The sequence below is a fragment of the Vibrio sp. 5S239 genome (genome assembly GCF_041439575.1).
Lineage (GTDB): Bacteria > Pseudomonadota > Gammaproteobacteria > Enterobacterales > Vibrionaceae > Vibrio > Vibrio kanaloae.
Genome location: NZ_JBGOOM010000026.1, coordinates 25,512 through 48,335, shown reverse-complemented (window position 1 = coordinate 48,335; position 22,824 = coordinate 25,512). Strand labels below are relative to the sequence as shown.

Here is a 22,824-nt window from a genome sequence, read left to right as displayed (position 1 = left end):
GCTGCTTTTTTGTACTTGTCCATTGGCTCCGTTCTGAGTGTTAAACAAGAGAACTGCGAGTTTACAATTTACTCTACAGCTTTTTTCTCTTCAGTTTCGATACCGGCTTCTTCAGCTTCAACAGTTGCTTCGACTGCCCCCTCAACTTGTTCTTGAGCGGCTTTCTCTTGTTCTTCCGCTTCCATTTTTGCGCGGTCAGCTTTAGAAATGTAGCGAGGTTTGTTGCTACCATGCAGTTTTGAATTCGCCTGTTTCTGCTTCTTTTTTAGAATTTGATTAATTTTTTTCTTACGGTTCATTGCTGCATAGCCTTGTATTTAGTTTAGGCGGTGGAGGATAATCATTTTAGTTCTAGAACTCAATATTTACATGGTACTCAGCAAGGAAAATATCACTATGCAGGCAGTCGAGACCGAACGTTTACGATTAAGAATGATTACCTATCAAGATGCGGCGTTTATTCAACGATTATACAGCTCAGAAGATTTCCTGCGTTACATTGGTGATAAGGAAATCAGCGATACTGAAAAGGCTGTGGAGTACATCGAAAACAACATTCTTAAGATGCATGAAGAGAAAGGCGTCTGTTTGTTGATGGTTGAAATCAAGGATTCTTCAACACCAATTGGTATCTGCGGATTAATCAAAAGGGATACCTTAGAGTCGCATGATATTGGTTATGGTTTCGTTCCTGAAGTCTATGGTCAAGGTTTTGCCCAAGAAGCAGCGGAAGCGATAATTGAACAAGCTAAGCAGAATGCTGACATCGGTCATTTAGTTGCCATCACAACCTCTGATAACATTCGAAGTATCGCATTGCTGACTAAACTAGGTTTTGTGTTTGAGCGAGTCGAAGACGTATTAAGTGAAAGCGTCAATCTCAACCTGTACGGTTTATCTCTGGGCAATTAATCATGTTTCAACATAACAACATTCTTCAAGGTGAACTCGCAACGGAGTACAAAACCGTTATAGCGATGGTGCACATCTACTGTAAAGCTCACCACGGTGAAGATCGTCAGAATAACGCGTTATGTGAAGAGTGTGAGCAACTGTTGCGTTACGCCGAAACACGGCTCGATAGATGTCCTTATGGTGAAGCAAAACCGACCTGTAACAAGTGTCCAATTCATTGCTATAAACCTGATCCGAAAGAGCAAATGCGTTTAGTGATGCGTTATGCTGGGCCAAGAATGCTACTCAAGCATCCGGTTTTAGCGATTCGACATTTGATTCATGAAAAACGGAAAGTGCCAGAGAAGCCACTGCCAAACGTGTCTAATCGCCATATTAGAATGAACAAGAAGTAAATTACGCTCTAAAACGGTTGTACCAAAAATGAAAAAGGTCTGAGAAATCAGACCTTTTTGTGTTTATAGCCGATGCCTAAACCTAGAACCTTGAACGTAAGAGATTACGCCGCTTGTGGTTCTTCGTAGGTCACTGTCAGGTTGTTGATCCAGCGTCGACTCAGGTAACGGTGTGAACAGATAGTGAGCTTCACTAATTCTTCCACGAGCATCAGACCATAGATGTATTTGAAATCCCATCCCGCGACAAACGCGCCGTAAACACACACTGGAATACCAACCATCCACATCGCAATGAAATCCATACGCAGACAAAATGCATTGTCTCCACCAGCACGAATAATGCCGTTGATGATCACCATATTTAACATACGGATCACTACCGCAAAGCACATGATCATCATCGCTGGCGAAGCGAGTGGGTATAGTTTCTCGTCCGTTAAGTTCAGCCAATTCAATACGTGTTCTTTTCCTAGGAAGAGAATAAGGCCGACAACTGCGCCAAACCCAACCACTGCCTTAATAAATGTCAGCCCCATGCTCATTGCGTCATCAAATTCATCACGACCCAGTGAGTGACCAAGTAGCACTGAACATGCCACCGAAATACCAAAGAAAATCGAGTAACATAGCGACTCAAAAGGCGCCAGCATTGAGAAGACTGCCAGTTCTGTTGTGCCCATATGACCAAAGATCATTTGATACGCCATCGTCCCCATTGCCCACAATACTGCATTCATCGTTAGCGGCAGAGCAATACGACGATAAGACAACCCAAGTGATGGACGATGTGGTGAGCTAGGCGTGGTTAACAACCAATGGTTGCGCATACGCATGTAGCCATACATCAGGCCCACTTGAATCAAGCGCGCTAGGGTGGTTGCTAGTGCCGCACCCGCAACTCCCATCGCTGGAATACCAAAGGCCCCTTTGATGAGTACGAAGTTAAGCGCAATGTTGAGGGCAATCGTCACCGCACCGAGCAATAGTGGGGTGACGGTGTCACCTGATGAGCGCATGCTCGCTTCGACCACGACCACAATGTGAGTCAGCAGCAAAACAGGGAAGCCGTACCAAAGATAAGTAGCACCAAGCTCAATGACGGTTTGATCGCTGGTTTGCAACATCATTAAAAATTGGGAACCAAGAGTGATGATTGCAGTGACAGGCAGCAGAACTTTTAAGCCAAACACCATTGCGATGGATGACACTGTGCGCGCACTTTTTCGGTCATTCTTCCCCCAGTATTGAGCAACTAATGTTCCGTTTGCTGAGGCCAACCCTGCCATAATCATAATCGCAACGAAGTGCCATTTTGATGCAATTCCCACAGCGGCAGCTGCTTCCATACCATAATCACTGACCATTAAGACGTCAGCAAGGGCAAGAATAGCCACCAGTGCACTTTGCAAAGCAACGGGCAAACCAAGTTTAACGATACGAGGTAAGATGCTTTCTGGCTTGTTATTCATAGATGAGTTAGGGTTGATGTTAGTTGTCATAAGCTCTCCGATTTATGGCAGAACTATAGTGACTTGAGTGAAGTAACAACATGTTTAAAAAACAACAAAACCTGTGCGAATCCGTCATTGATGTTATGAAGCCTAAAACAACGTGGCAAGATGAAGTTTTTCTCGCTGAACATTGCAAAGAACGTTTTTTGACCGTTGAAGATATCCCAGAGATGAAAAGCTGCGGTGTCTATATGGGGGGCATGGCGAAGTTGTATGACGCGTATTGGGTTGAACGTGAATCTGTGAATGTTCATACGTTGATTTTTACTCAAGAAGGAGGAGGAATCCTCACCACTTCAACCTCGGTACAAGCCATCACGCCATACACGCTTGTGGTTCTGCCTGCGGGAACGTCATTTCGCTTCGAGCTTGATCCTCAATACAATTATTGGAAAATGGCGTGGATGCTGACGCCCGATACATTGCAATGGCAACATATTGCGGGCTTAGGTCAGAGTATTGTGCCTTTCGGAGAGTGCGAACAGGTTTGGTCGCTGATGAACTTGATTCACTTTGAAATTGGTGGCAGGGCAAGTTACAGAAAACTCCTCATGAGCGAGATCATTCGAACCCTAACGGGGTTTGAGCCTAAATCGACCAACACCACAGCGCGTGTTCAAGCGTTATACAACGAAATTGAAAGTAGTCTGCATTTAACGTGGACAGTGGCAGGTATGGCGGAGCGGGTGTTTATCAGTGAAGAACAGCTAAACCGAGTGACTAAATTACTGTTTAACGTTTCCCCTCGTAGCAAGTTGATCCAGCTTAGAATGGACAAAGCGACCAGTTTGTTGAAACATCAAGATTGGTCGGTGTCGATGATTGCCAATCGATTAGGCTACAAAGATCCTTATAATTTCTCACATCGTTTCAAAAAGCATTTTGGGCTGTCACCAAGTCAATACCGAAAGAGTCACCGAGTCACAAGTTAAGCGACTGCTCTTTTGTTTGAAGGGTTAGGAAGGTTGTGATGTTGATGTTTTTCAATTTTGGCGTCGAATTTTATGTGTTTATGGGTTTTCTTATCGAGGTTGACTTCCCAAAATTGAAAAGGGGGCTTCTCCTTGAAACTAAATAGTCTGAATGAGAGCCCCCAAACATCATCAATTGTCACAATGCAGCGACTTGTGTGATTATAATTCAATGATACAGACGCGATTTAATTACTTACTCGCCTGCGATTTGAAGAGGAGAGCGTTTGAGGCTCGCCATAAGCATGTAAATAGTTGTCGCAAGCAGAGACGCAAATAGGTAAGTAAATAGACCTGCTTGTGAATCCATGAAGCTGTCTGCTACTAGTGGGCCTGCAACCGAACCAATGCTGTAACAAAGCAGCATGATTTGAGTCACTGAAACCAGATAGCTTGGGTCTAAGTTACGGCAACCTAAGTTAATTGCTATAGGGTAAAGGGCAAATGTCGCCATCCCCAACACAAACAAGCTCATGCCTAACATTTGAAGCTCGTGATTCATAGTCAATGCAGCAATGCTCGCGACACCGAGTAAGCTGAACAAAGCCATCAACAGAACTTGACCTACATAACGTGATAACCAAGTCACCATAGGCTGAACAGCCATACCCCCCATAATAACCAAAGCCATTAAGCTTCCAATGTCAGATTGAGAAATGTTGCGCTGAGCTAGCTCAACAGGCATCAAGCCATAAATCGCGCCTAGCGTTAGGCCCGATACGATACAACCAATTAGAGCGCTGTGGCTCAACTTGCTGACTTGCTTAAAAGACAAAGACTGCGCATCGTGGATCGGTGGTGGTGTCGCTTGTCCGTATATTAATACAATGATTGCCCCAAACAACAGGGTGAAAATTGCGATGAAAGGGACACCGCCTGTAATCCCTAGGTAACCAATGCCAAGCTGACCAATAGCCGAGCCACCATAGAGTGAACACATATAGATAGCTAAGCGTTTTGCTCGTTGTGACTCTTCACCGCTCATTAACCAAGATTCAACGATCACGAAAATGCCTGCCACAGAAACACCTGCGACAAAGCGAGCAAGTAACCATATTGTTTGGTGTGGAAGCATTGGTAACACAATGATTGTAGAGATGAAAATGCTCAGTGCCATCACAAATGCGTCTTTGTGACCAATACGAGCAATTGCACGTTCAATCAATAACGTACCAGCCAGTAGACCCGCATAGAATGCACTCGCCAGCCAACTCGATAAACTACTGTCTAGGCCATACTCAGAAAGCATTAATGGTAGTGAGCTCATTAAGTAGCCTGAAGCGATCGCGTAAAAAGACAGCGCAATAACCGGAACGGTGATGCGAGTTGGTGGTTGAACGTTTTCCAATGCAGGAGCCTCTATCTAAAGTGAAAGAAATTAAGAATTTTCCGCGACTATGTAGTAGAAAGTGAATTGGGTAAAACGAATAAAAATGGTCGTTAAGATAAAAGAGATCTATCGTCTATATACACCAAAATACAATGAAGATATTTTATGATCTGTTATCAATTTATAAGGTTAGAAAAGCCGTTAATCCTTTTATCATTGGCTTTTAATTTGGAAGAGAATAGACCGTTGACTTGAACTTAGTTACAAAACAAATTCAATGAACCGTATATAGACACGCGTGTATCCGTGAGAAATCGAAGAAGTGTTGATGTGCCACCCCGATGTGGAAATGGTCGCGGCGGTGGGTGAACGATCATGATCCTCTAGACGAAATCTAGGCGAAAAAATTCGCGCTCATGTGGTGCTTCACGAACATACACAATGTGATAGTGCTATGTTGATAGCATGGTGTAGTGAGCAACTCGCGACTACCAATACCCTTGCAAGGTGTTCATTCGTAAAGCGCTACCAATGACGGCGACAGGCAAAATTTTGAAACGAGAATTACACCCACTAGAAATAGCGGAGATGACCAATGGATAGTTATGATTTTATTGTTGTTGGCGGAGGTTCGGCTGGGTGTGTGATGGCTTCTCGGTTGTCGGAAGATCCTAATGTGACGGTTTGCTTGTTAGAAGCGGGCGGTAAAGACACGAGCCCCTTTATTCACACACCCGTTGGCGTGGTCGCGATGATGCCAACCAAACTCAATAATTGGGCATTCGAAACGGTTGAACAGCCGGGTTTGAACGGTCGTAAAGGCTACCAACCAAGGGGAAAGACACTTGGCGGGTCTAGCTCTATCAATGCAATGATGTATGCCCGTGGGCACCGCTACGACTACGACACATGGGAAAGCTTAGGTAATGCTGGCTGGAACTATGAATCGTGTCTGCCTTACTTTAAAAAAGCAGAGAATAACGAAGTCCACCAAGATGAATATCACGGCCAAGGTGGTCCTCTTAATGTGGCTAACCTTCGATCTCCAAGCCCTATGTTGGAACGTTATTTAACGGCGTGTGAATCGATAGGTGTGCCTCGTAATGAGGATATTAACGGTGCTGCTCAGTTTGGGGCGATGCCGACGCAGGTAACACAGCTGAATGGCGAACGATGCAGTGCTGCCAAGGCTTACTTAACGCCAAACCTTTCACGATCGAATCTCACGGTCGTTACTAAAGCCACCACACATAAGGTCTTGTTTGAAGGCAAGAAGGCGGTCGGCGTTGAATATGGCTCTAACGGAAAGCGTTATCAAATACGTTCTAACAAAGAGGTGATTCTATCTGCTGGCGCGTTTGGTTCTCCGCAATTGCTGTTACTGTCGGGTGTCGGTGCTGAAGCTGAACTAGAGACGCATGGCATCGAACAAGTTCATGAATTACCTGGAGTGGGAAAGAACCTTCAAGACCATATCGACTTAGTGCACTCGTACAAATGCAGTGAAAAGCGTGAAACCTTCGGCATCTCGCTGCAAATGGCCTCTGAAATGACCAAAGCCTTACCGCTATGGCACAAAGAACGCCGCGGTAAGATGAGCAGCAATTTTGCAGAGGGGATAGGCTTTCTCTGTTCCGAAGATCATATCGCTGTGCCGGATTTAGAGTTTGTATTTGTGGTCGCTGTTGTAGATGACCACGCCAGAAAAATACATACCAGTCATGGGTTTACCTCTCACGTCACCTTACTACGACCGAAAAGCATAGGAACCGTGATGCTCAATAGCAGTGATCCCTATGATCCGCCTAAGATCGATCCTGCGTTTTTCAGTCATCCTGAAGACATGGAGATCATGATTAAGGGTTGGAAGAAGCAGTATCAAATGTTAGAGAGTTCCGCGTTTGATGATATCCGTGGCAACGCTTTCTACCCCGTAGACGCCAGTGATGACAAGGCTATCGAGCAAGATATTCGCAACCGTGCAGACACACAATATCACCCGGTGGGTACCTGTAAAATGGGACCTAGTAGCGATTCATTAGCAGTGGTGGACAAAGATCTCAAAGTTTATGGATTGGATAATTTGAGAGTCATTGATGCTTCTGTGATGCCGACACTGATTGGGGCAAACACCAATGCACCAACCATTATGATTGCCGAGAAAGTCGCAGACCAGATCAAACAGCAATACGGATTAGGTAAGCAAGAATCTAGTATTCAAGAGAAAGGCGAAGCTGTGGTTTAATTCAAGAAGTTAAGTGATAACCATAAATAAAACAGTAGGTTAGAGAGTCTTGGTTTGATACGACTCTCTAACCTATTTTTGTGTGCTTACTTAGCTAGTGCTTGATTAAGCCACTGATCAAATTGACCTTTTGGCAGTGCACCGTTAATCGTATCGACACGTTTACCGTCTTTAAACACCATCACGGTCGGAATGCTTCTGATTTGATACATTGCTGCGAGCTGCTGCTGAGCTTCAGTATCAATCTTAACGAATCGAACATCTCCAGAGCGTTCTTTTGCAACGTCACTGAACACTGGCGCAAAGCCAACACATGGGTTGCACCATGTCGCCCAGAAATCGACAACCACAGGTTGTGAACTGTTCAAGATAGATTGAAAATTAAGTGACGTTCCCTCGATAGGAGCGCCATCGAGCAGTGCTGTTTTGCACTTACCACAAGTTGGGCTTTCTGAAATTCTTTCTGAAGGAACTCGGTTTACGCCATTACAAGAAGGGCAGCGTGTGTTGAATGTAGACATAACTTTCTCTTTTTATTGCAACTCCGTGGCTAACGCGATTTACGAATCACGCACAGAGCGCTTATACTGTTTAAAACTAGAATACGATACTTAAATAAAAACAAACAATAAATAGGTAAATGATGACAAAATTTTACGCCGAAATTACTGGCTGGGGAAAGTGTCTGCCACCAGCCGTGCTGTCCAATGATGATCTAAGCACTTTCATTGATACGTCTGACGAGTGGATTCGAACTCGAACTGGTATCGAAAACCGTCGTATCAGTCATGTAAATACCTCTGAGCTAGCGACTGTTGCTGCGAAACATGCCATGGCGTGTGCTGGTCTAGCGGCTGAAGACATCGACCTAGTTATCATCGCGACGTGCAGCCCAGACTCACTGATCCCAAACACTGCATCTAAGGTTCAACAGAACCTAGGCATTAAAAGCGCAGCGGCTTTCGACCTTAACGCTGCGTGTACTGGCTTCATTTACGGTGTTGAAACGGCGACTCGACTGATTCAAGCGGGTAACTACCGCAATGCGATCGTTGTAGGCGCAGAACGCCTGTCATTCTTCATTGATTGGACCAAGCGTGATACCGCGGTTCTTTTCGGTGATGGCGCTGGCGCTGTGGTTCTATCTCGCACCGAAGAACAAGTTGGCTTACAAGAAGCGCAAATCGGTTGTGACGCAGAGGGCCGTGACATTCTAGCAGTACCAAAATTCGGTACATCTATGGACCGCTTTGCTGCTGATAACGGTTACTGGGACTTTGATTTCGTTGGTAAAGAGATCTTCAAGCGTGCAGTGAAAGGCATGGGCGCAGCGGCACACACAGTGTTGAGCCGCACAGGTATCTCAACCGACAACATCGACGTTGTGATCCCGCACCAAGCGAACATCCGAATCATTCAAACTCTGTGTGATATGGCGGGTATCGATCGTGAGAAAGCGTTTGTTAACATCCAAAATTACGGCAACACATCCGCAGCGACTGTGCCAATCGCATTGTGTGAATCGCTAGAGCAAGGTTTCGTTAAGCCTAACGACAACATTCTTGTTGCAGCATTTGGTGCGGGTTTAACGTGGGGTGCTGGCCACATTAAGTGGGGCAGCCGCGTTGAACCGTTAGGTCAATCGGATGCTAAGCTTCCGGAAGCTGATAAATCTGCTTTAGAGCTTCTAGAAAGAGCCATTTTACACTGTAAAACGCGTCCTAATTCTGAGAACGAATAGTAGTATGGCCCAAGTTCGTTTTATGACAGAAGCCGATCTCGACGTGGCGGCTTTGGTTCATCAATCTGCCTTTGTTCGACAGAAAAACTCACGATATTGGTTACAATGTAACTTAAACGCTTCACCACGATTTCTTAACTTTGTTGTTGAAAGCGAAGGTGAAGTTGTTGGTTACATTATTTGGGTGCAGAAAAGCGGGTTTAGACCTGAAGCTGTTTTAGAACTAGAGCAACTTGCCGTGTTAACAACTGCGCAGGGGAAAGGATTGGGCAAAAAGCTGATTCTGGACTCCTTGCCGCAAGTGAAACAGAAGCTAGCAGAGCAAGGATCGATGCTAAAACATGTGCTAGTGACGACCAGAGCGGATAACTTTGCACAAAAGCTCTATCAGTCGACATTAGGCTCTGAAGTCGAAACTACGATTTCAAACCTGTACTCTGCTGATGAAGTGCTTATGATAGCTCGTAATGTAGGTGAGCGAATCTGATCGCAGAGTGATTAGAACTCATTATAATCAGCGATATAAGTCGACCACGATCGATAAACGTTTTATTAGGGGCTAAGTTAGTCCCTTTTGTTATTTCTTAGGAAGTGTTTTGAAGAAAGTTTTAGCAATTGGCTACGTTTGGCCAGAACCGAATTCATCGGCGGCTGGCAGCCACATGATGTCTCTTTTACGTCTATTTAAGAGACAAGGTTGGTCAGTTGAATTTGCAACGCCAGCTCAAGAAACCGAGCACATGATCGATCTCTCTGAAGAGGGCATCACGAGCCAATCTATTCAGCTAAATTGCGATAGCTTTGACCAGTACATCGAAGAGTTGCAGCCTGATGTTGTTATGTTTGACCGTTTCATGATGGAAGAACAATTTGGCTGGCGCGTTGAGAAGGTATGCCCGAATGCCTTTAAGCTACTGGATACTGAAGATTTACAGTTCCTACGCAATGCTCGTCATGAAGCTGTTAAGAAAGAAACGGAATTGACCAAAGCACATTTGTACAGCGATTTAGCTAAACGTGAAGTTGCCGCTATTCTGCGCTGTGATCTTTCGTTGATCATTTCAAGTTACGAGATGGAACTGCTTCAATCCGAGTTCAATATCGACCCCAAACTGCTTCATCACTTGCCGTTCATGGTTGATCTTAATACGCTTCCGGTAAGCACGAAAAGCTTTGAAGAACGTAGGCATTTCATGACGATAGGTAACTTTAGACATGCGCCTAACTGGGATGCTGTACTTCAGTTACAAAAGATTTGGCCGAAGATTCGCAAACAGCTGCCTGACACTGAACTTCATATTTATGGATCGTATCCACCACCGAAAGCGACGGCTTTGCACAACCCTAAAACTGGCTTCCATATCAAAGGTTGGGCGAAAGACGCTCAAGAAGTGATGGAGCAGGCACGTGTGTGTGTCGCGCCACTACGTTTTGGTGCGGGCATTAAAGGTAAGTTGCTTGATGCAATGAAGCTGCAAACTCCAAACGTGACCAGTGAAATTGGTAGTGAAGGCATGTTGCCGCAAGGTGAGTTGCAATGGCCGGGCGCGGTTGCAGACGATATCGACGAGTTTGTTGAACAAGCTGTTGCTCTTTATAACGATGAAGAGAAGTGGCTCAAGGCTCAAAGTCAGTGTCATTCAATTCTTGAAGCGCACTATGAACAGAATCAACTGGGCGATAAATTGATCGAGCGATTGATTACGTTAGACTCCGAGCTTGAGTCTCATCGACTGGATAACTTCTTTGGCTCTATGCTGAAGCACCACAGCATGGCGAGCACTAAGTACATGTCGCAGTGGATTGCTGAGAAGAACAAGATCAAATAGCGGTTCTTTACCAAAAGACAGAATAAATCTTAAGCCCTTAGGTTAACGCCTAGGGGCTTTTTCATGGGTGAAGCTTCTTGGCTTTAGACACTAGACTTGCAAACCGAAACATAGTGCCATTACATTAGCATTGACTAATTTATATTTATTAGTAAACTCTAATTTAACTTGTGGTGAGTTAGATTAGAGTTTGTGGATAGGAGAGGTCAGTGATTAGTTTTATACCTTGGGATGCGTTTTTCGGCGGCATGCTGCTAGGCGCGTCGGCAATTATTCTGATGTTGGGCATCGGGCGAGTAGCAGGAATCAGCGGAATCGTTAGTCGTTTATTGCCGTCTAGAAAGAATACAAGTTTAGAATCAGGATTTGAATCCAGCTCGGACTTCCACATTGAGAAAACCGAGAAACATTGGCGACTTGCTTTTGTTGTCGGAATGGTTGTGAGCGGTTGGTTGTTGATTCCAACGGGCTATCAACTTCCTCAGTTAGAAGAGATCAACTTTGCAGTGGTTATCATAGCCGGTCTTTTGGTGGGCTTCGGCACTAAGGTTGCAAATGGCTGTACGAGCGGCCATGGCATTGTGGGAATGGCACGTTTGTCTAAACGTTCAATTGTCGCGACTTGTGTGTTTATGGGTGTGGCAATGGCAACTGTGTTGGTTAAGAATCTGATTGGTTTGGGGGCGTAATGAAAAACTCTTCGTTTACTATAGTTATTGGCTTGCTCGCAGGTCTTCTTTTCGGCGCTGGCATGATCATTTCAGGCATGGTTGATCCAAACAAAGTACTTGGCTTTTTAGACATTACAGGCGACTGGGATATCAGCTTGGCATTCGTCATGGGTGGCGCGTTATTGGTGTTCGCTCCGTTTTATCATTTGGTCATTAAAAAGCGCTCTCAAGCGGTCAATGGCGAACCGTTAGATAGCCGTAACAACCCGCTAATCGACAGAAAGCTGATTCTAGGTTCAACTGCCTTTGGTTTAGGCTGGGGGATTGCAGGCTTTTGCCCGGGGCCTGCAGTAACCAGCCTTAGTGGCGGTAACCCAACGGTATGGCTGTTCGTCTTAAGCATGCTGGTGGGAATGTGGCTGGCGGGACGTACGAATAAAACCTGCTAGCAGTGCGGATATTGCTTATCCGATAGGCTGATATGACCATTTGAGAGGTTGACTCGCTTTAAGTAAAAAGCCAGTCAGCCTCTTTCCGTATCTACTATTTTCTATTATCTGAGGATATCTGAAACCTACTTGTTGATCGTTGTTGAAACTGGGCAATGGTCGCTAAGTTTGTAATCAAGCACATCCTGCGTTTCAAATACCTTCTGCTTTGCAGGAGAAGCATTTAGCGACTTACTCACTACAATATGATCAATCACAGAGCGGAACTGGTGCGTGCGATGGTTATTGCGGTTAGATCGTACCTTACAATCTGATCGAGTTTTTCTTGTTGCCAACTGAGCATCGGTATTTTGCGTCATATCTTTCCACATCCAATCTCTTGAGTAGGATAGGTTATGGTTGAAATCGCCTAGTATCGCGTAATCCTGACCGTTTCTTTCTCTTTGCTGAATCCACTTATTGAGTTGTTGTGCTTGGTCTTTGAGTCTTGAACAATCGCGGTTCGACTTGTAAGCGCCGCTGCAACCCGCCTTTAAATGCACAGACAACATGTAAATCGGCTTGCTTTCCGTTTCTACGACCATGTAACTGGCAAACCTAAGCTTGCTGTTAGCACTCGACTCCAGAAGAAAGTCAGCGTAGTCGGTGAGTGTGATTCCTCTACGAACCGCGAACCCTGTGTATTGGTTCACTTCTTTGAACTGATGGTTACTGTTTTCGGGCAATGCTCGGTCAGACATCAATATCTTGTATTGATCGCCGGCGATGCGCTGAATGGCATTGACGTCGTCGACTTCTTGAAAGGCGACCACATCCGCATCTAAGGATTGAAAGTATTCTTCAAGTTTGTCGAAATCAGCTTGATCACGTTGGGCAGAAAACTTATTCACAGCCTCGTTGGTTGATAACCATTCGATATTCCAACTGGATATGGTTAAAGGTTCAGCAAATGTCTGGCTACTGAGTAAGCAAGCTAACATTATCCACTTTTGAAGTCGTTTCATCCCAAATATCCCTAATTTTGGTGTCCAATATAGTTGAGCCGTTATCCTACAACACTTACCAAAAATTCAACTCTTTTTAGCAGTTTTTTTATTGTTACATTGTTTCTTTTCGACTTGAGAACTCACGTAATAATATTGGATTTATCTTGTTCAGCGTGCGCGTTTTATTGATCCAAATCAATACTCAAAGTTGGTGGTTCTCGTTAAATACGCCACAATATCTAGTGTTAGTTAAACGATAAATCGCTCTATATAGTGTGTTTGTGGATAAGTCTGTGAGTACCTCAAGAGTAAGGAGAAGTGGTGAAATCAATCGTAATCAAGCGTGATGGCTCAAGAGCTCCATTCAATAGAGATCGCATCCAAGCTGCAGTGGAAGCAGCGTCAGACAAAGCCGATAAGGAAATTGCTATTTATGCACTGAATGTGGCATTAGCAGTTGAGTTGAAGCTCGAAGACTACGATGAAGTTCATATCTCTGAAATTCAAACCATGGTCGAGAACGAGCTAATGCAGGGACCATACAAGTCTCTGGCTCGTGCCTACATTGAATATCGTCATGACCGCGACATCGCACGTGAGAAGCAAAGCGCTTTAACTCGCGAGATCGAAGGTTTGATCGAAGAAAGCAATGTTGATCTGATCAATGAGAATGCCAACAAAGACGGTAAAGTTATCCCAACTCAGCGTGACTTGCTGGCGGGTATCGTGGCTAAACACTATGCAAAAACTCACATTTTGCCGCGTGACATCGTACAAGCTCACGAGTGTGGTGACATTCACTACCACGATCTAGACTACGCACCGTTCTTCCCAATGTTTAACTGTATGCTTATCGACTTGAAAGGCATGTTAACGCATGGCTTCAAGATGGGTAACGCGGAAATCGACACACCTAAATCGATTTCTACAGCAACAGCGGTAACGGCACAGATCATCGCACAAGTGGCGAGCCACATTTACGGCGGTACTACGATTAACCGTATCGACGAGGTTCTAGAACCTTACGTGATGGCGAGTTACGAAAAGCACTTATCGCTAGCGAAAGAGTGGGACATTCATAGCCCAGAAGCTTTTGCTATCTCTCGTACCGAGAAAGAGTGTTACGACGCGTTCCAATCTTTGGAATACGAAGTAAACACGCTACACACGGCTAACGGTCAAACACCATTCGTTACGTTTGGTTTTGGTCTAGGCGAAAGCTGGGGTTCAAAACTGATTCAGCAATCTATCTTGAAAAACCGCATCGCAGGTTTGGGTAAGAACCGCAAAACAGCGGTATTCCCTAAACTGGTGTTTGCAATCAAAGATGGTTTGAACCACCAGAAGCAAGATCCAAACTACGACATCAAGCAATTAGCGCTTGAATGTGCGTCTAAGCGTATGTATCCAGACATCCTTAACTACGACAAAATAGTAGAAGTGACAGGGTCATTTAAAACCCCTATGGGTTGCCGTAGCTTCTTGAATACTTACGAAGAAAACGGTGAGTTAATTCATGAAGGCCGTAACAACTTAGGTGTTGTTAGCCTGAACTTGCCACGTATTGCGATTAACGCAAAACAAGATATGACTAAGTTCTACGAACTGCTTGATGAAAAACTGAAGCTAGCTCGTCGTGCGCTAGAAACTCGTATTTCTCGTCTAGAAAACGTGAAAGCACGTGTTGCTCCAATTCTATACATGGAAGGTGCATGTGGCGTTCGCTTGAAAGCAGATGACTCTATTGCAGATATCTTCAAGAATGGTCGTGCATCTGTTTCTCTTGGTTACATTGGTATCCACGAAGCAATGACTGCGCTTTACGGCACAGACGTTCACTTGTACGACGACGGCGAAATGCGTGCTAAAGCGCTTGAGCTGGTGGAGTACATGAAGCGTGAAGTGGAATCTTGGACGAAAGAGACAGGTTACGCATTCAGCCTATACGGCACACCAAGTGAAAACCTATGTAGCCGTTTCTGCAGCATCGACACTAAAGAGTTTGGTGTGATTGATGGCGTAACAGACCGTGGTTACTACACAAACAGCTTCCACTTAGATGTGCAGAAGAAAGTGAACCCATACGACAAGATCGATTTCGAGATGCCTTATCCTGAAATTTCTAGCGGCGGTTTTATCTGTTACGGCGAATTCCCGAACATGCAGAAGAACATCGAAGCACTAGAAAACGTATGGGATTACAGCTACACACGTGTTCCTTACTACGGCACCAACACGCCGATAGATGAGTGCTACGAATGTGGTTACAACGGTGAGTTCGACTGTACAAGTAAGGGCTTTACGTGTCCTAAGTGTGGCAACCATGACTCAACCAAAGTATCGGTAACACGCCGTGTTTGTGGTTACCTTGGTAGCCCAGATGCACGACCATTTAACTTTGGTAAGCAAGAAGAAGTTAAACGCCGCGTTAAGCACCTTTAATCTAACGAAGGATCTTGGTTAAGATCTGCGATCGTTAGCTAGTGAACTTAGAAGAGCTACGTTCCAAGAAATAAGATTGGTATCGACGCTATGTCGATACCAATTCTTTCGTTTCAGTTGTTACAACACATCTTCTCAAACTATTAAGTAATCACGAGTTTTCAATACTGCCTTATGAATTATCACCAATACCACCCAATCGACGTTGTAAATGGCCCAGGAACACGCTGCACTTTGTTTGTGTCGGGTTGTGTACACCAGTGTCGCGGGTGTTATAACCAATCGACGCAGAGGTTGGACTCTGGGCATTTGTTTACTCAAGAACTACAAGACCACATTATCGCTGATCTCAATGATCCACGAATCAAGCGTCGTGGCTTGTCGCTTTCTGGTGGTGATCCTTTGCATCCTGCAAACGTTTCTGAAGTGCTTAAGCTTGTTCAGCGTGTAAAAGCAGAATGTGAAGGCAAAGACATCTGGATGTGGACTGGTTACGAGTTAGATGAGCTTGATGAAAAACAGAAGCAAGTACTGGAATACGTTGATACTTTGATTGATGGCCGCTTTGAGCAAGATAAAGCAGATCCAATGTTGGATTGGCGTGGTAGTTCAAACCAAATCATTCATCGATTTACTGACTTATAGCTTTGCTGACTTATAAGCTTGTTCTGATTTAGTACTCTCGTAAACAGAAACAGAAAAAAGGGCTTCATCGTTAGCGAAATGCTACAAATCAGCCCTTGGGTGTGAGTTCTTTGAATCTATCGCCCGCACGTTAGTGTCGGTTTGGCGCCTGCTTAAATAGGAATGTGCTCAGGCTCGTCGATTAAATTGTTTATCCATTTCTTAGATTGAATCCTCTGACTGGTCAGAGCTATTTTGGCTAGCTCTTCCAGCAGCACAATCATCAAAACCCATTCTAGCGGCCAACCCAACACCAGCGCAGTAAAGTAGGCAAGGGGGATACCGATTGCCCATTGGCCAAACAAGTCGATGAATATACTGTAGTTGATGTCTCCACCGCTTTTCAACACACCACCAATGCCAACCATATTGAAGACTCTTAGTATCATGCCGAGTGCCATGACTAAGGTGACGTTAACAGCCGTCTCTTTGAGCTCTAAGTGAGTAAGGCCGATCATGTATACGATCGCGGGTTTAGCAAACCAGCACATCAAGGCTAGTAAAGCCGCAAGCCCACAGCTGACCAATACATACCCCCAAGCGGTGTTCTCAACACGTTGATAGTTTTTCGCGCCGATCTCGTTGCCTAAAATGATCGATGCCGCGACTGCAAAACCCATAAACGCCGAGATCAAGATGCTTTCTACTGGCGATAACAGTGAGACTATCGCAAGCTCGCCAACACCCATCTGACCAACAATAACGTTATAAATCAGTATTCCACCCGCCCAAGCCGTATCATGAACCAACATCGGAATCGCTATCTTGAGATACTTCTTTCTATGTTTAGGCAATATTGCATCGCGCCAATTAGTCAGTGTTGGGAACAGGTGAGCGTAGTGTCTATTCGCCATACCAAGCAGGGCAATCGTTTGAAAGAATCGAGATATGGTGGTGCCAATTGCCGCGCCAACCACCCCCAGTTCAGGGATGCCAAATAAGCCGAATATCAGCAATGCATTGAGAATCGCGTTCACGATGATCGCCCAAATACTGATTTTGGTGGGCAGCTTGGCTTCGCCCACAGAACGAAGCGCAGTTTCTAGCGGCACAACTATAGCGGTTCCAATAAGGCTGGCTCCTGTTATCCAAAGGTAATCCGTTGCCAAGCGGACGTAATCAGGGTCTGAGGCCACCACAGACACGACTGATTCAGGAGCCAATGTATAAATGAACACAAAGGGGATGATGGCAAAGACAGACAGTGTCCATGACTGCGCTAATGTGCGTCTAATTCCGTTGAAATCTCCCGCACCGAAATATTGCGAAGCTAGCACGCTGACGGCGCCGCTAATCCCAGATACCATGATTAAGTTGAAGAAAAATATACGGTTACCCACGCCAACCGCTGCGGTTGCAGAGTCACCCTGTTGGTTAACCATAAAAATATCGACTACGCCAAGTAATGAAAACAACATAGTTTGTAGCGATACAGGCAAACCGATGTGTAAAAGCTTTTGCCAAAAATCTTTGTCTAGATGACGATATGTCGAGCGCATCGCATTTCCCCTGTGGTTAATATGCGAGAAGTTTATCGGCATTTGTTTTGGCTGTATTGTTCAGGTTCATCACAAACTTTTGCCAAACTATCTATTTTCAAAAGCATCTATTTCAAAACTATCGAATGACTAATGTGGCGATTCAATTGCAGACAAACCTAATGAGCGACCAGTGAAATGAGTGAGAAACACGAACGCTACGAGATCTCTGATCAGACACACCAAGAGTTTGTCGATCAAAGCCATGTATTGGCATTCGAACAATTAGGTATCGTTCAGTGTGGGACGGCGTCGTGCCGAGATTTCTTTTCGGTACATCGGAAGAATCCTCAGAAACACATGCTGCTATACACGGTTAGGGGTAAAGGGTGGTTAGAAAGCGGGGCGTGTCGCTATCTTCTAGAGCCAGGGTCATGCATTACGGTTCCTGCGGGCACAGAAAATGGCTTTGGGATTGAAGAAGAAACATGGCAAATCGCATGGATCTTTCTCTCGCCAGATAAGCAATGGGATAAAGTAGTGAGCGATGAAGTGAGTTACACACTTTCGCCAGCAGCAGAGGTGGTGTCGTCTTGCATTCATACCTTGTTAAGAAGCATTGCGCTGCCCATCGATTTGGGTGGAGCGATCGCCAATCATAGTGTGGCTCAAATAGAGTTTATGATTAATGCACCAGTGCCTCAGCAACAATCACGTAACATAATTCGTTTAAGACGCGTGTTCGACAAAGTACAAAAGCAGCTCCATAAAGAGTGGAATGTTCATGAGCTTGCGAGCTTGTTCCCGTGCTCAGAGCCGCATTTCCATCGCTTGTGTCAACGATATTATTCTCATAGCCCGATGACCCACATTATGCGTATGAGAATGGAGTACGCGGCGCGATTACTCAGGTCGAGTGATTGGTCGATTCAACATATTGGCGAGATCGTGGGTTACCCGAATGCGGCTAACTTTAGTACTCGATTTAAGACTTGGTCGGGCATGACACCAAGGCAATTCAAACAAGGTATTTAGCCGAAAATCAACAAGGTACTTTTTAAACAAGCTACTGCTCTATTGATAAAGCACTAAAAGTGTTCGATATTTGCGCTGTTTAGTGACGTAAAATGACCAATCTCTGATTACTTATTCTAACTAAGCGCTTCTATTAAAAAATGTTTCTGATTTGTCTACGATAATGTTAACGTGAAACTCATTACTTGAATTTCAAAGGGTTGTGACTTTCATGTTTTCACATCTACCAAAACCAACTTTAGATCCAATTCTATCTCTTTCTGTTGCTTACCGCGGCGATACTCGTACTGATAAAGTCGACTTGGGCATTGGCGTTTATAAAAACGACCAAGGCGAAACACCGATCATGAAAGCAGTTTCTATGGCTCAAGATATCGTTGTTGAAACGCAGAAAACCAAAGCTTACGTTGGCCTAGCAGGCTGTGAAGAGTTCAACCAGAGTATGGTTGATCTTCTGCTTAAAGGGACTTCTGCAATGGATCGCGTTGCTGCGATTCAAACACCGGGTGCAAGTGGTGCACTTCGTATGTTGGGCGACTTAATGAAAGTTTCTCAACCAGATACCACAGTTTGGATTTCAAACCCAAGCTACGTTAACCACAAACCGGTGATGGAAGCGGCAGGCTTAAAAGTTCGATACTACAATTACTTCAGTCCTGAAACGAAGCAAGTTGATACTGAAAAAATGTTGGAAGACCTTGCAAAAGCAGGTCCATCAGACGTGGTATTACTGCACGGTTGTTGTCATAACCCAACGGGGGCTGATATCGACTTTGAAGCATGGCAAGAAATCACCAGGTTATCGCAAAAGAATGGCTTCTTACCGTTCGTTGACATTGCCTACCAAGGCTTTGGAGACGGCTTAGAAGAAGATGCGAAAGGTCTTCAACACATGGCTAACAACGTTGAAGAAATGCTGATAACAACATCTTGCTCGAAAAACTTCGGTTTATACCGTGAAAGAACGGGTGCGGCGATCGTTATCGGTAAGAACAACGAGCACGTTGGCAACGCAAGAGGTAAGCTTCTTACGCTGGCTCGCTCAACTTACACTATGCCACCCGATCACGGTGCGGCTCTGGTGAAAACAATTCTTCAGAATCAAGAGTTAACGAAGGTTTGGAAGCAAGAGTTGAGTGAAATGCAGCAGCGTTTGTTAAATTTGCGCCAAAGTTTATGTGATGAATTGCGAAATACTTATAACACGTCACAATTTGATTTCATTGAAAGCCATAAAGGTATGTTTACTGTACTAGGCTTTAAAGAAACTCAAATGAATCAGTTACGTGAAGAGTATGGCATCTATGGTGTTGGTGATGGACGCATCAATATTGCAGGTCTTTCTGAATCGCATATTCCTTACGTAGCAAAAGCGATAGCCAACGTATCAAAATAGAAGGTGACTGAATGTATAATTGGAAAGCGATTATAGTCCTAATGTTAAGTGGCGGTCTTTTTGCTTGCTCGACAACTCAAGTACCTGTCGAGCCAGAGCAAAAGCCTCAAGTCGAACAACCTATTGTGGATGATTCTTCAGAAGCTGACGCAGCAGAAGGCGAAAAAGTCACAGAACCTACAGAAAAGCCTGAAGAAGTAAAACCAACTGAACCTGAGGTAAAACCTGTGCCTGTTGAAAAGCCGGTAGAAAAGGTTAGAAAAACAAACGATGGCAAACTGATTCTTGGGGAAGAGGAGTGGGTGTTTGTTCCTGGTTTAAAAGAAGCGTTTAAAGCACGTGTCGATACAGGTGCCACAACATCATCAATCAGTGCGGTTGATATTGTCGATTTTGAACGTGACGGCAAAGACTGGGTTAAGTTCAAAATTGAACATGACAACATCACAACCGAAGAGATCAGCTTACCAGTAGAGCGTTGGGTTAAGATCAAGCAGTCAAGCGCTGAGGGTACACAACGACGTGCTGTTGTCGTTGCCGCGATTCAAATTGGTGATCTAAAAGATAAAACGGAATTTACGTTAGCAGACAGAACGCATCTTTCTTTCCCACTTCTGTTGGGTAGAAGTTTCTTTAGAGATGTTGCGGTTGTTGATGTAAGCCAAAAATACGTCCAGAAGAAAATAACTAAATAGAATTAAGAGCATGAGTTCGTCCTCAATAGGACGCTTCTGTTTTTGATTAATCGAATCCCCGTTAATGGAATTAACGGGGATTTTTTCTATTTATGGCCTAATCACAGAGGAATTGTATTTAATTTTGCACTGTTCGCCATCCTTTCACCGTTTAACCTCGACAATGTGATCCTGATCTCTATATAATCCGCGCTTCGTTTTATGTTTAACCCATACTTTCGTACTTCTTATATAGGCACGTCTTTCTGCTTAATAATTATGTGTCAGTATACGCTTAGGAATTAGTTCTTTGATATCTACCGCGAACATCACAATGCAATTTGGCGCAGAGCCGCTGTTTGAAAACATCTCTGCTAAATTTGGTAACGGCAACCGCTATGGTTTGATCGGCGCTAATGGTTGCGGCAAATCAACGTTCATGAAAATCCTAAGTGGTGCACTAACGCCAAGTTCGGGCAACGTTTCTATCACTCCGGGAGAGAAGCTGGGTGTGCTAAGCCAAGATCAGTTCGCTTTCGAACAGTACAGCGTTATCGACGTTGTAATCATGGGCGACAGAAAACTTTGGGAAGTAAAACAAGAACGTGACCGCATTTACTCTTTGCCAGAAATGAGCGAAGACGACGGCATGAAAGTCGCAGAACTTGAAAGCGAATTCGCGGAAATGGATGGCTACACAGCAGAAAGCCGTGCTGGCGACATCCTAATTCAAGCGGGTATTGAAGAAGAGTTCCACTTCGGCTTGATGCAGCAAGTAGCTCCAGGTTGGAAACTGCGTGTGCTATTGGCACAAGCTCTGTTTGCAAACCCAGACATCCTGCTTCTTGATGAACCAACCAACAACTTGGACATTCACACGATCAACTGGCTTGCTGAAGAGCTAAACCAGCGTAAATGTACAATGATCATCATTTCGCACGACAGACACTTCCTGAACTCTGTGTGTACGCACATGGCAGATATCGACTACGGTGAACTACGTGTTTACCCTGGTAACTACGAGTACTTCCTAGAAGCATCTGGCTTGATTCGTGAACAGCTTCTAGCAAGCAATGCTAAGAAAGCGGCTGAAATCAGCGAGCTTCAAGATTTCGTAAACCGTTTTGGTGCTAACGCATCTAAAGCAAAACAAGCAAGCTCTCGCGCTAAGAAAATGGACAAAATCACGCTTGATGAAGTGAAATCATCGAGCCGTATGAGCCCATCTATTGATTTTGGCGAAGGTAAGAAACTACACCGTCAAGCGCTTGAACTTCAAGATCTTGGTCACGGCTTCGATGGCGAAACATTATTTGCTGGTGGTAACTTGCTGCTTGAAGCGGGTACTCGTCTTGCGGTTATCGGTGAGAACGGTGTGGGTAAAACCACGCTGCTACGTTGTCTAGTTCAAGAGCTAGCGCAAAACGAAGGTATCGTTAAATGGTCTGAAAACGCATCAGTAGGCTACTGCCCACAAGATAGCACGTCTGACTTTGATAACGACCTGAGCATCTTCGATTGGATCTCACAATGGCGCACAGTGAAGCACGATGACCTTATGGTACGTGGCATTCTAGGTCGTCTATTGTTTACTGCTGACGATGCGAACAAAAAAGCGCGTAACTGTTCTGGTGGTGAGAAGAACCGTCTGTTATTCGGCAAGCTAATGATGCAAGACATCAACGTTCTGGTAATGGACGAACCAACGAACCACATGGACATGGAAGCAATCCAAGCCCTGAACGACGCATTGAAAGTTTACACTGGCACGCTTATCTTCGTAAGTCATGACCGTGAGTTCGTTTCTTCATTAGCAACACACATCATCGATGTAAAAGACCAACAGCTAGTGAGCTTCCAAGGTACTTATGAAGAGTACTTAGATCACCAGAAAAAGGTGCTGATGGTTAATTTATAGAGTAAGTTGCTGGCCTAGGTTTTTCACAACTAAAAGCTAGCGAAACTAACAAACAAAAAGCCCCGAACATTAATTTGTTCGGGGCTTTTTCTATTTAATTTGTCCAGCTACTTATTATACCAATCGTAGTAAATAACTGATCACTTACTTA

General features: G+C 44.6%; 21 protein-coding genes and 1 pseudogene. 16 read left to right on the top strand and 6 right to left on the bottom strand.

Annotated elements, in window-relative coordinates; all coding sequences use genetic code 11:
- Positions 1-68: 68 nt before the first annotated feature.
- On the bottom strand, positions 69-299 hold the full coding sequence (locus tag ACED48_RS17360) for a DUF2986 domain-containing protein (RefSeq protein WP_017058245.1): 231 nt from the start codon (positions 297-299) through the stop codon (positions 69-71).
- A gap of 97 nt (positions 300-396) precedes the next feature.
- Here ACED48_RS17360 and ACED48_RS17355 point away from each other — a divergent pair, with 97 nt between their 5' ends.
- On the top strand, positions 397-912 hold the full coding sequence (locus ACED48_RS17355) for a GNAT family N-acetyltransferase (protein WP_017058246.1): 516 nt from the start codon (positions 397-399) through the stop codon (positions 910-912).
- 2 nt (positions 913-914) lie between these two features.
- Complete coding sequence (locus ACED48_RS17350; protein ID WP_017058247.1) at positions 915-1,310, top strand: nitrous oxide-stimulated promoter family protein; 396 nt, start codon at positions 915-917, stop codon at positions 1,308-1,310.
- A 104-nt stretch (positions 1,311-1,414) separates the two neighbouring features.
- Here the strand turns inward: ACED48_RS17350 and ACED48_RS17345 are convergent, their stop codons facing one another.
- Positions 1,415-2,812 carry an MATE family efflux transporter gene (locus ACED48_RS17345; RefSeq protein ID WP_017058248.1) on the bottom strand — a complete coding sequence of 466 codons (1,398 nt, stop codon included), beginning with the start codon at positions 2,810-2,812 and terminating at the stop codon, positions 1,415-1,417.
- Between the two features lie 50 nt (positions 2,813-2,862).
- Between ACED48_RS17345 and ACED48_RS17340 the strand changes: the two genes are divergently transcribed.
- Positions 2,863-3,756 carry an AraC family transcriptional regulator gene (locus ACED48_RS17340; protein ID WP_017058249.1) on the top strand — a complete coding sequence of 298 codons (894 nt, stop codon included), beginning with the start codon at positions 2,863-2,865 and terminating at the stop codon, positions 3,754-3,756.
- A gap of 235 nt (positions 3,757-3,991) precedes the next feature.
- Here the strand turns inward: ACED48_RS17340 and ACED48_RS17335 are convergent, their stop codons facing one another.
- The gene (locus tag ACED48_RS17335; protein WP_017058251.1) at positions 3,992-5,143 is read right to left on the bottom strand and encodes an MFS transporter; all 1,152 of its coding nucleotides are present in this window, start codon (positions 5,141-5,143) and stop codon (positions 3,992-3,994) included.
- Positions 5,144-5,435: 292 nt separating this feature from the next.
- On the opposite strand from ACED48_RS17335, the pseudogene ACED48_RS17330 reads away from it, so the two are divergent.
- Together ACED48_RS17330 and ACED48_RS17325 are read left to right on the top strand one after the other, a co-directional pair.
- Positions 5,436-5,728: pseudogene (locus ACED48_RS17330) on the top strand (long-chain fatty acid--CoA ligase); the annotation flags it as partial.
- Entirely contained in the window at positions 5,721-7,370 is a 1,650-nt protein-coding gene (locus ACED48_RS17325; RefSeq protein WP_017058252.1) for a GMC family oxidoreductase, read from the top strand. The pseudogene ACED48_RS17330 and the gene ACED48_RS17325, both read left to right, overlap by 8 nt.
- 86 nt (positions 7,371-7,456) lie before the next feature.
- Here the strand turns inward: ACED48_RS17325 and trxC are convergent, their stop codons facing one another.
- Complete coding sequence (trxC, locus tag ACED48_RS17320; RefSeq protein ID WP_016787647.1) at positions 7,457-7,891, bottom strand: thioredoxin TrxC; 435 nt, start codon at positions 7,889-7,891, stop codon at positions 7,457-7,459.
- A gap of 122 nt (positions 7,892-8,013) precedes the next feature.
- Between trxC and ACED48_RS17315 the strand changes: the two genes are divergently transcribed.
- From ACED48_RS17315 to ACED48_RS17295, 5 genes are all read left to right on the top strand, one after another.
- Positions 8,014-9,111, top strand: coding sequence for a ketoacyl-ACP synthase III (locus tag ACED48_RS17315; protein ID WP_017058253.1), 1,098 nt, complete (start codon positions 8,014-8,016; stop codon positions 9,109-9,111).
- Positions 9,112-9,133: 22 nt separating this feature from the next.
- Positions 9,134-9,598 carry a GNAT family N-acetyltransferase gene (locus ACED48_RS17310; protein WP_029627258.1) on the top strand — a complete coding sequence of 155 codons (465 nt, stop codon included), beginning with the start codon at positions 9,134-9,136 and terminating at the stop codon, positions 9,596-9,598.
- A gap of 109 nt (positions 9,599-9,707) precedes the next feature.
- Complete coding sequence (locus tag ACED48_RS17305) at positions 9,708-10,940, top strand: glycosyltransferase (protein ID WP_017058255.1); 1,233 nt, start codon at positions 9,708-9,710, stop codon at positions 10,938-10,940.
- 212 nt (positions 10,941-11,152) lie between these two features.
- On the top strand, positions 11,153-11,629 hold the full coding sequence (locus ACED48_RS17300; protein ID WP_084026624.1) for a YeeE/YedE family protein: 477 nt from the start codon (positions 11,153-11,155) through the stop codon (positions 11,627-11,629).
- Entirely contained in the window at positions 11,629-12,060 is a 432-nt protein-coding gene (locus tag ACED48_RS17295; RefSeq protein ID WP_017058257.1) for a YeeE/YedE family protein, read from the top strand. Before ACED48_RS17300 ends, ACED48_RS17295 begins: the two co-directional genes overlap by 1 nt.
- 125 nt (positions 12,061-12,185) lie before the next feature.
- Here the strand turns inward: ACED48_RS17295 and ACED48_RS17290 are convergent, their stop codons facing one another.
- On the bottom strand, positions 12,186-13,064 hold the full coding sequence (locus tag ACED48_RS17290) for an endonuclease/exonuclease/phosphatase family protein (RefSeq protein WP_017058258.1): 879 nt from the start codon (positions 13,062-13,064) through the stop codon (positions 12,186-12,188).
- Between the two features lie 303 nt (positions 13,065-13,367).
- Here ACED48_RS17290 and nrdD point away from each other — a divergent pair, with 303 nt between their 5' ends.
- Entirely contained in the window at positions 13,368-15,488 is a 2,121-nt protein-coding gene (gene nrdD / locus ACED48_RS17285) for an anaerobic ribonucleoside-triphosphate reductase (RefSeq protein ID WP_017058259.1), read from the top strand.
- Between the two features lie 174 nt (positions 15,489-15,662).
- Positions 15,663-16,133, top strand: a complete 471-nt coding sequence (gene nrdG / locus ACED48_RS17280) for an anaerobic ribonucleoside-triphosphate reductase-activating protein (protein WP_017058260.1) — start codon at positions 15,663-15,665, stop codon at positions 16,131-16,133.
- A 152-nt stretch (positions 16,134-16,285) separates the two neighbouring features.
- On the opposite strand, the gene ACED48_RS17275 is transcribed toward nrdG, so the two are convergent.
- Complete coding sequence (locus tag ACED48_RS17275; protein ID WP_029627259.1) at positions 16,286-17,713, bottom strand: MATE family efflux transporter; 1,428 nt, start codon at positions 17,711-17,713, stop codon at positions 16,286-16,288.
- A 135-nt stretch (positions 17,714-17,848) separates the two neighbouring features.
- Here ACED48_RS17275 and ACED48_RS17270 point away from each other — a divergent pair, with 135 nt between their 5' ends.
- The 4 genes from ACED48_RS17270 (at position 17,849) to ACED48_RS17255 (ending at position 22,673) form a co-directional block, all read left to right on the top strand.
- Complete coding sequence (locus ACED48_RS17270; RefSeq protein WP_017058262.1) at positions 17,849-18,685, top strand: AraC family transcriptional regulator; 837 nt, start codon at positions 17,849-17,851, stop codon at positions 18,683-18,685.
- Between the two features lie 211 nt (positions 18,686-18,896).
- Positions 18,897-20,081 carry an amino acid aminotransferase gene (locus ACED48_RS17265; protein WP_017058263.1) on the top strand — a complete coding sequence of 395 codons (1,185 nt, stop codon included), beginning with the start codon at positions 18,897-18,899 and terminating at the stop codon, positions 20,079-20,081.
- 11 nt (positions 20,082-20,092) lie between these two features.
- Positions 20,093-20,776 carry a RimK/LysX family protein gene (locus ACED48_RS17260; RefSeq protein ID WP_017058264.1) on the top strand — a complete coding sequence of 228 codons (684 nt, stop codon included), beginning with the start codon at positions 20,093-20,095 and terminating at the stop codon, positions 20,774-20,776.
- A 289-nt stretch (positions 20,777-21,065) separates the two neighbouring features.
- Positions 21,066-22,673, top strand: coding sequence for an ABC-F family ATPase (locus tag ACED48_RS17255; RefSeq protein WP_077681451.1), 1,608 nt, complete (start codon positions 21,066-21,068; stop codon positions 22,671-22,673).
- Positions 22,674-22,824 lie beyond the last annotated feature (151 nt).

Coding starts and splice junctions, on each gene's coding strand:
- ACED48_RS17360 (WP_017058245.1), bottom strand. CDS start 299: ATGAACCGTAAGAAAAAAATTAATCAAATTCTAAAAAAGAAGCAGAAA.
- ACED48_RS17355 (WP_017058246.1), top strand. CDS start 397: ATGCAGGCAGTCGAGACCGAACGTTTACGATTAAGAATGATTACCTAT.
- ACED48_RS17350 (WP_017058247.1), top strand. CDS start 915: ATGTTTCAACATAACAACATTCTTCAAGGTGAACTCGCAACGGAGTAC.
- ACED48_RS17345 (WP_017058248.1), bottom strand. CDS start 2,812: ATGACAACTAACATCAACCCTAACTCATCTATGAATAACAAGCCAGAA.
- ACED48_RS17340 (WP_017058249.1), top strand. CDS start 2,863: ATGTTTAAAAAACAACAAAACCTGTGCGAATCCGTCATTGATGTTATG.
- ACED48_RS17325 (WP_017058252.1), top strand. CDS start 5,721: ATGGATAGTTATGATTTTATTGTTGTTGGCGGAGGTTCGGCTGGGTGT.
- trxC (WP_016787647.1), bottom strand. CDS start 7,891: ATGTCTACATTCAACACACGCTGCCCTTCTTGTAATGGCGTAAACCGA.
- ACED48_RS17315 (WP_017058253.1), top strand. CDS start 8,014: ATGACAAAATTTTACGCCGAAATTACTGGCTGGGGAAAGTGTCTGCCA.
- ACED48_RS17310 (WP_029627258.1), top strand. CDS start 9,134: ATGACAGAAGCCGATCTCGACGTGGCGGCTTTGGTTCATCAATCTGCC.
- ACED48_RS17295 (WP_017058257.1), top strand. CDS start 11,629: ATGAAAAACTCTTCGTTTACTATAGTTATTGGCTTGCTCGCAGGTCTT.
- ACED48_RS17290 (WP_017058258.1), bottom strand. CDS start 13,064: ATGAAACGACTTCAAAAGTGGATAATGTTAGCTTGCTTACTCAGTAGC.
- nrdG (WP_017058260.1), top strand. CDS start 15,663: ATGAATTATCACCAATACCACCCAATCGACGTTGTAAATGGCCCAGGA.
- ACED48_RS17275 (WP_029627259.1), bottom strand. CDS start 17,713: ATGCCGATAAACTTCTCGCATATTAACCACAGGGGAAATGCGATGCGC.
- ACED48_RS17270 (WP_017058262.1), top strand. CDS start 17,849: ATGAGTGAGAAACACGAACGCTACGAGATCTCTGATCAGACACACCAA.
- ACED48_RS17265 (WP_017058263.1), top strand. CDS start 18,897: ATGTTTTCACATCTACCAAAACCAACTTTAGATCCAATTCTATCTCTT.
- ACED48_RS17260 (WP_017058264.1), top strand. CDS start 20,093: ATGTATAATTGGAAAGCGATTATAGTCCTAATGTTAAGTGGCGGTCTT.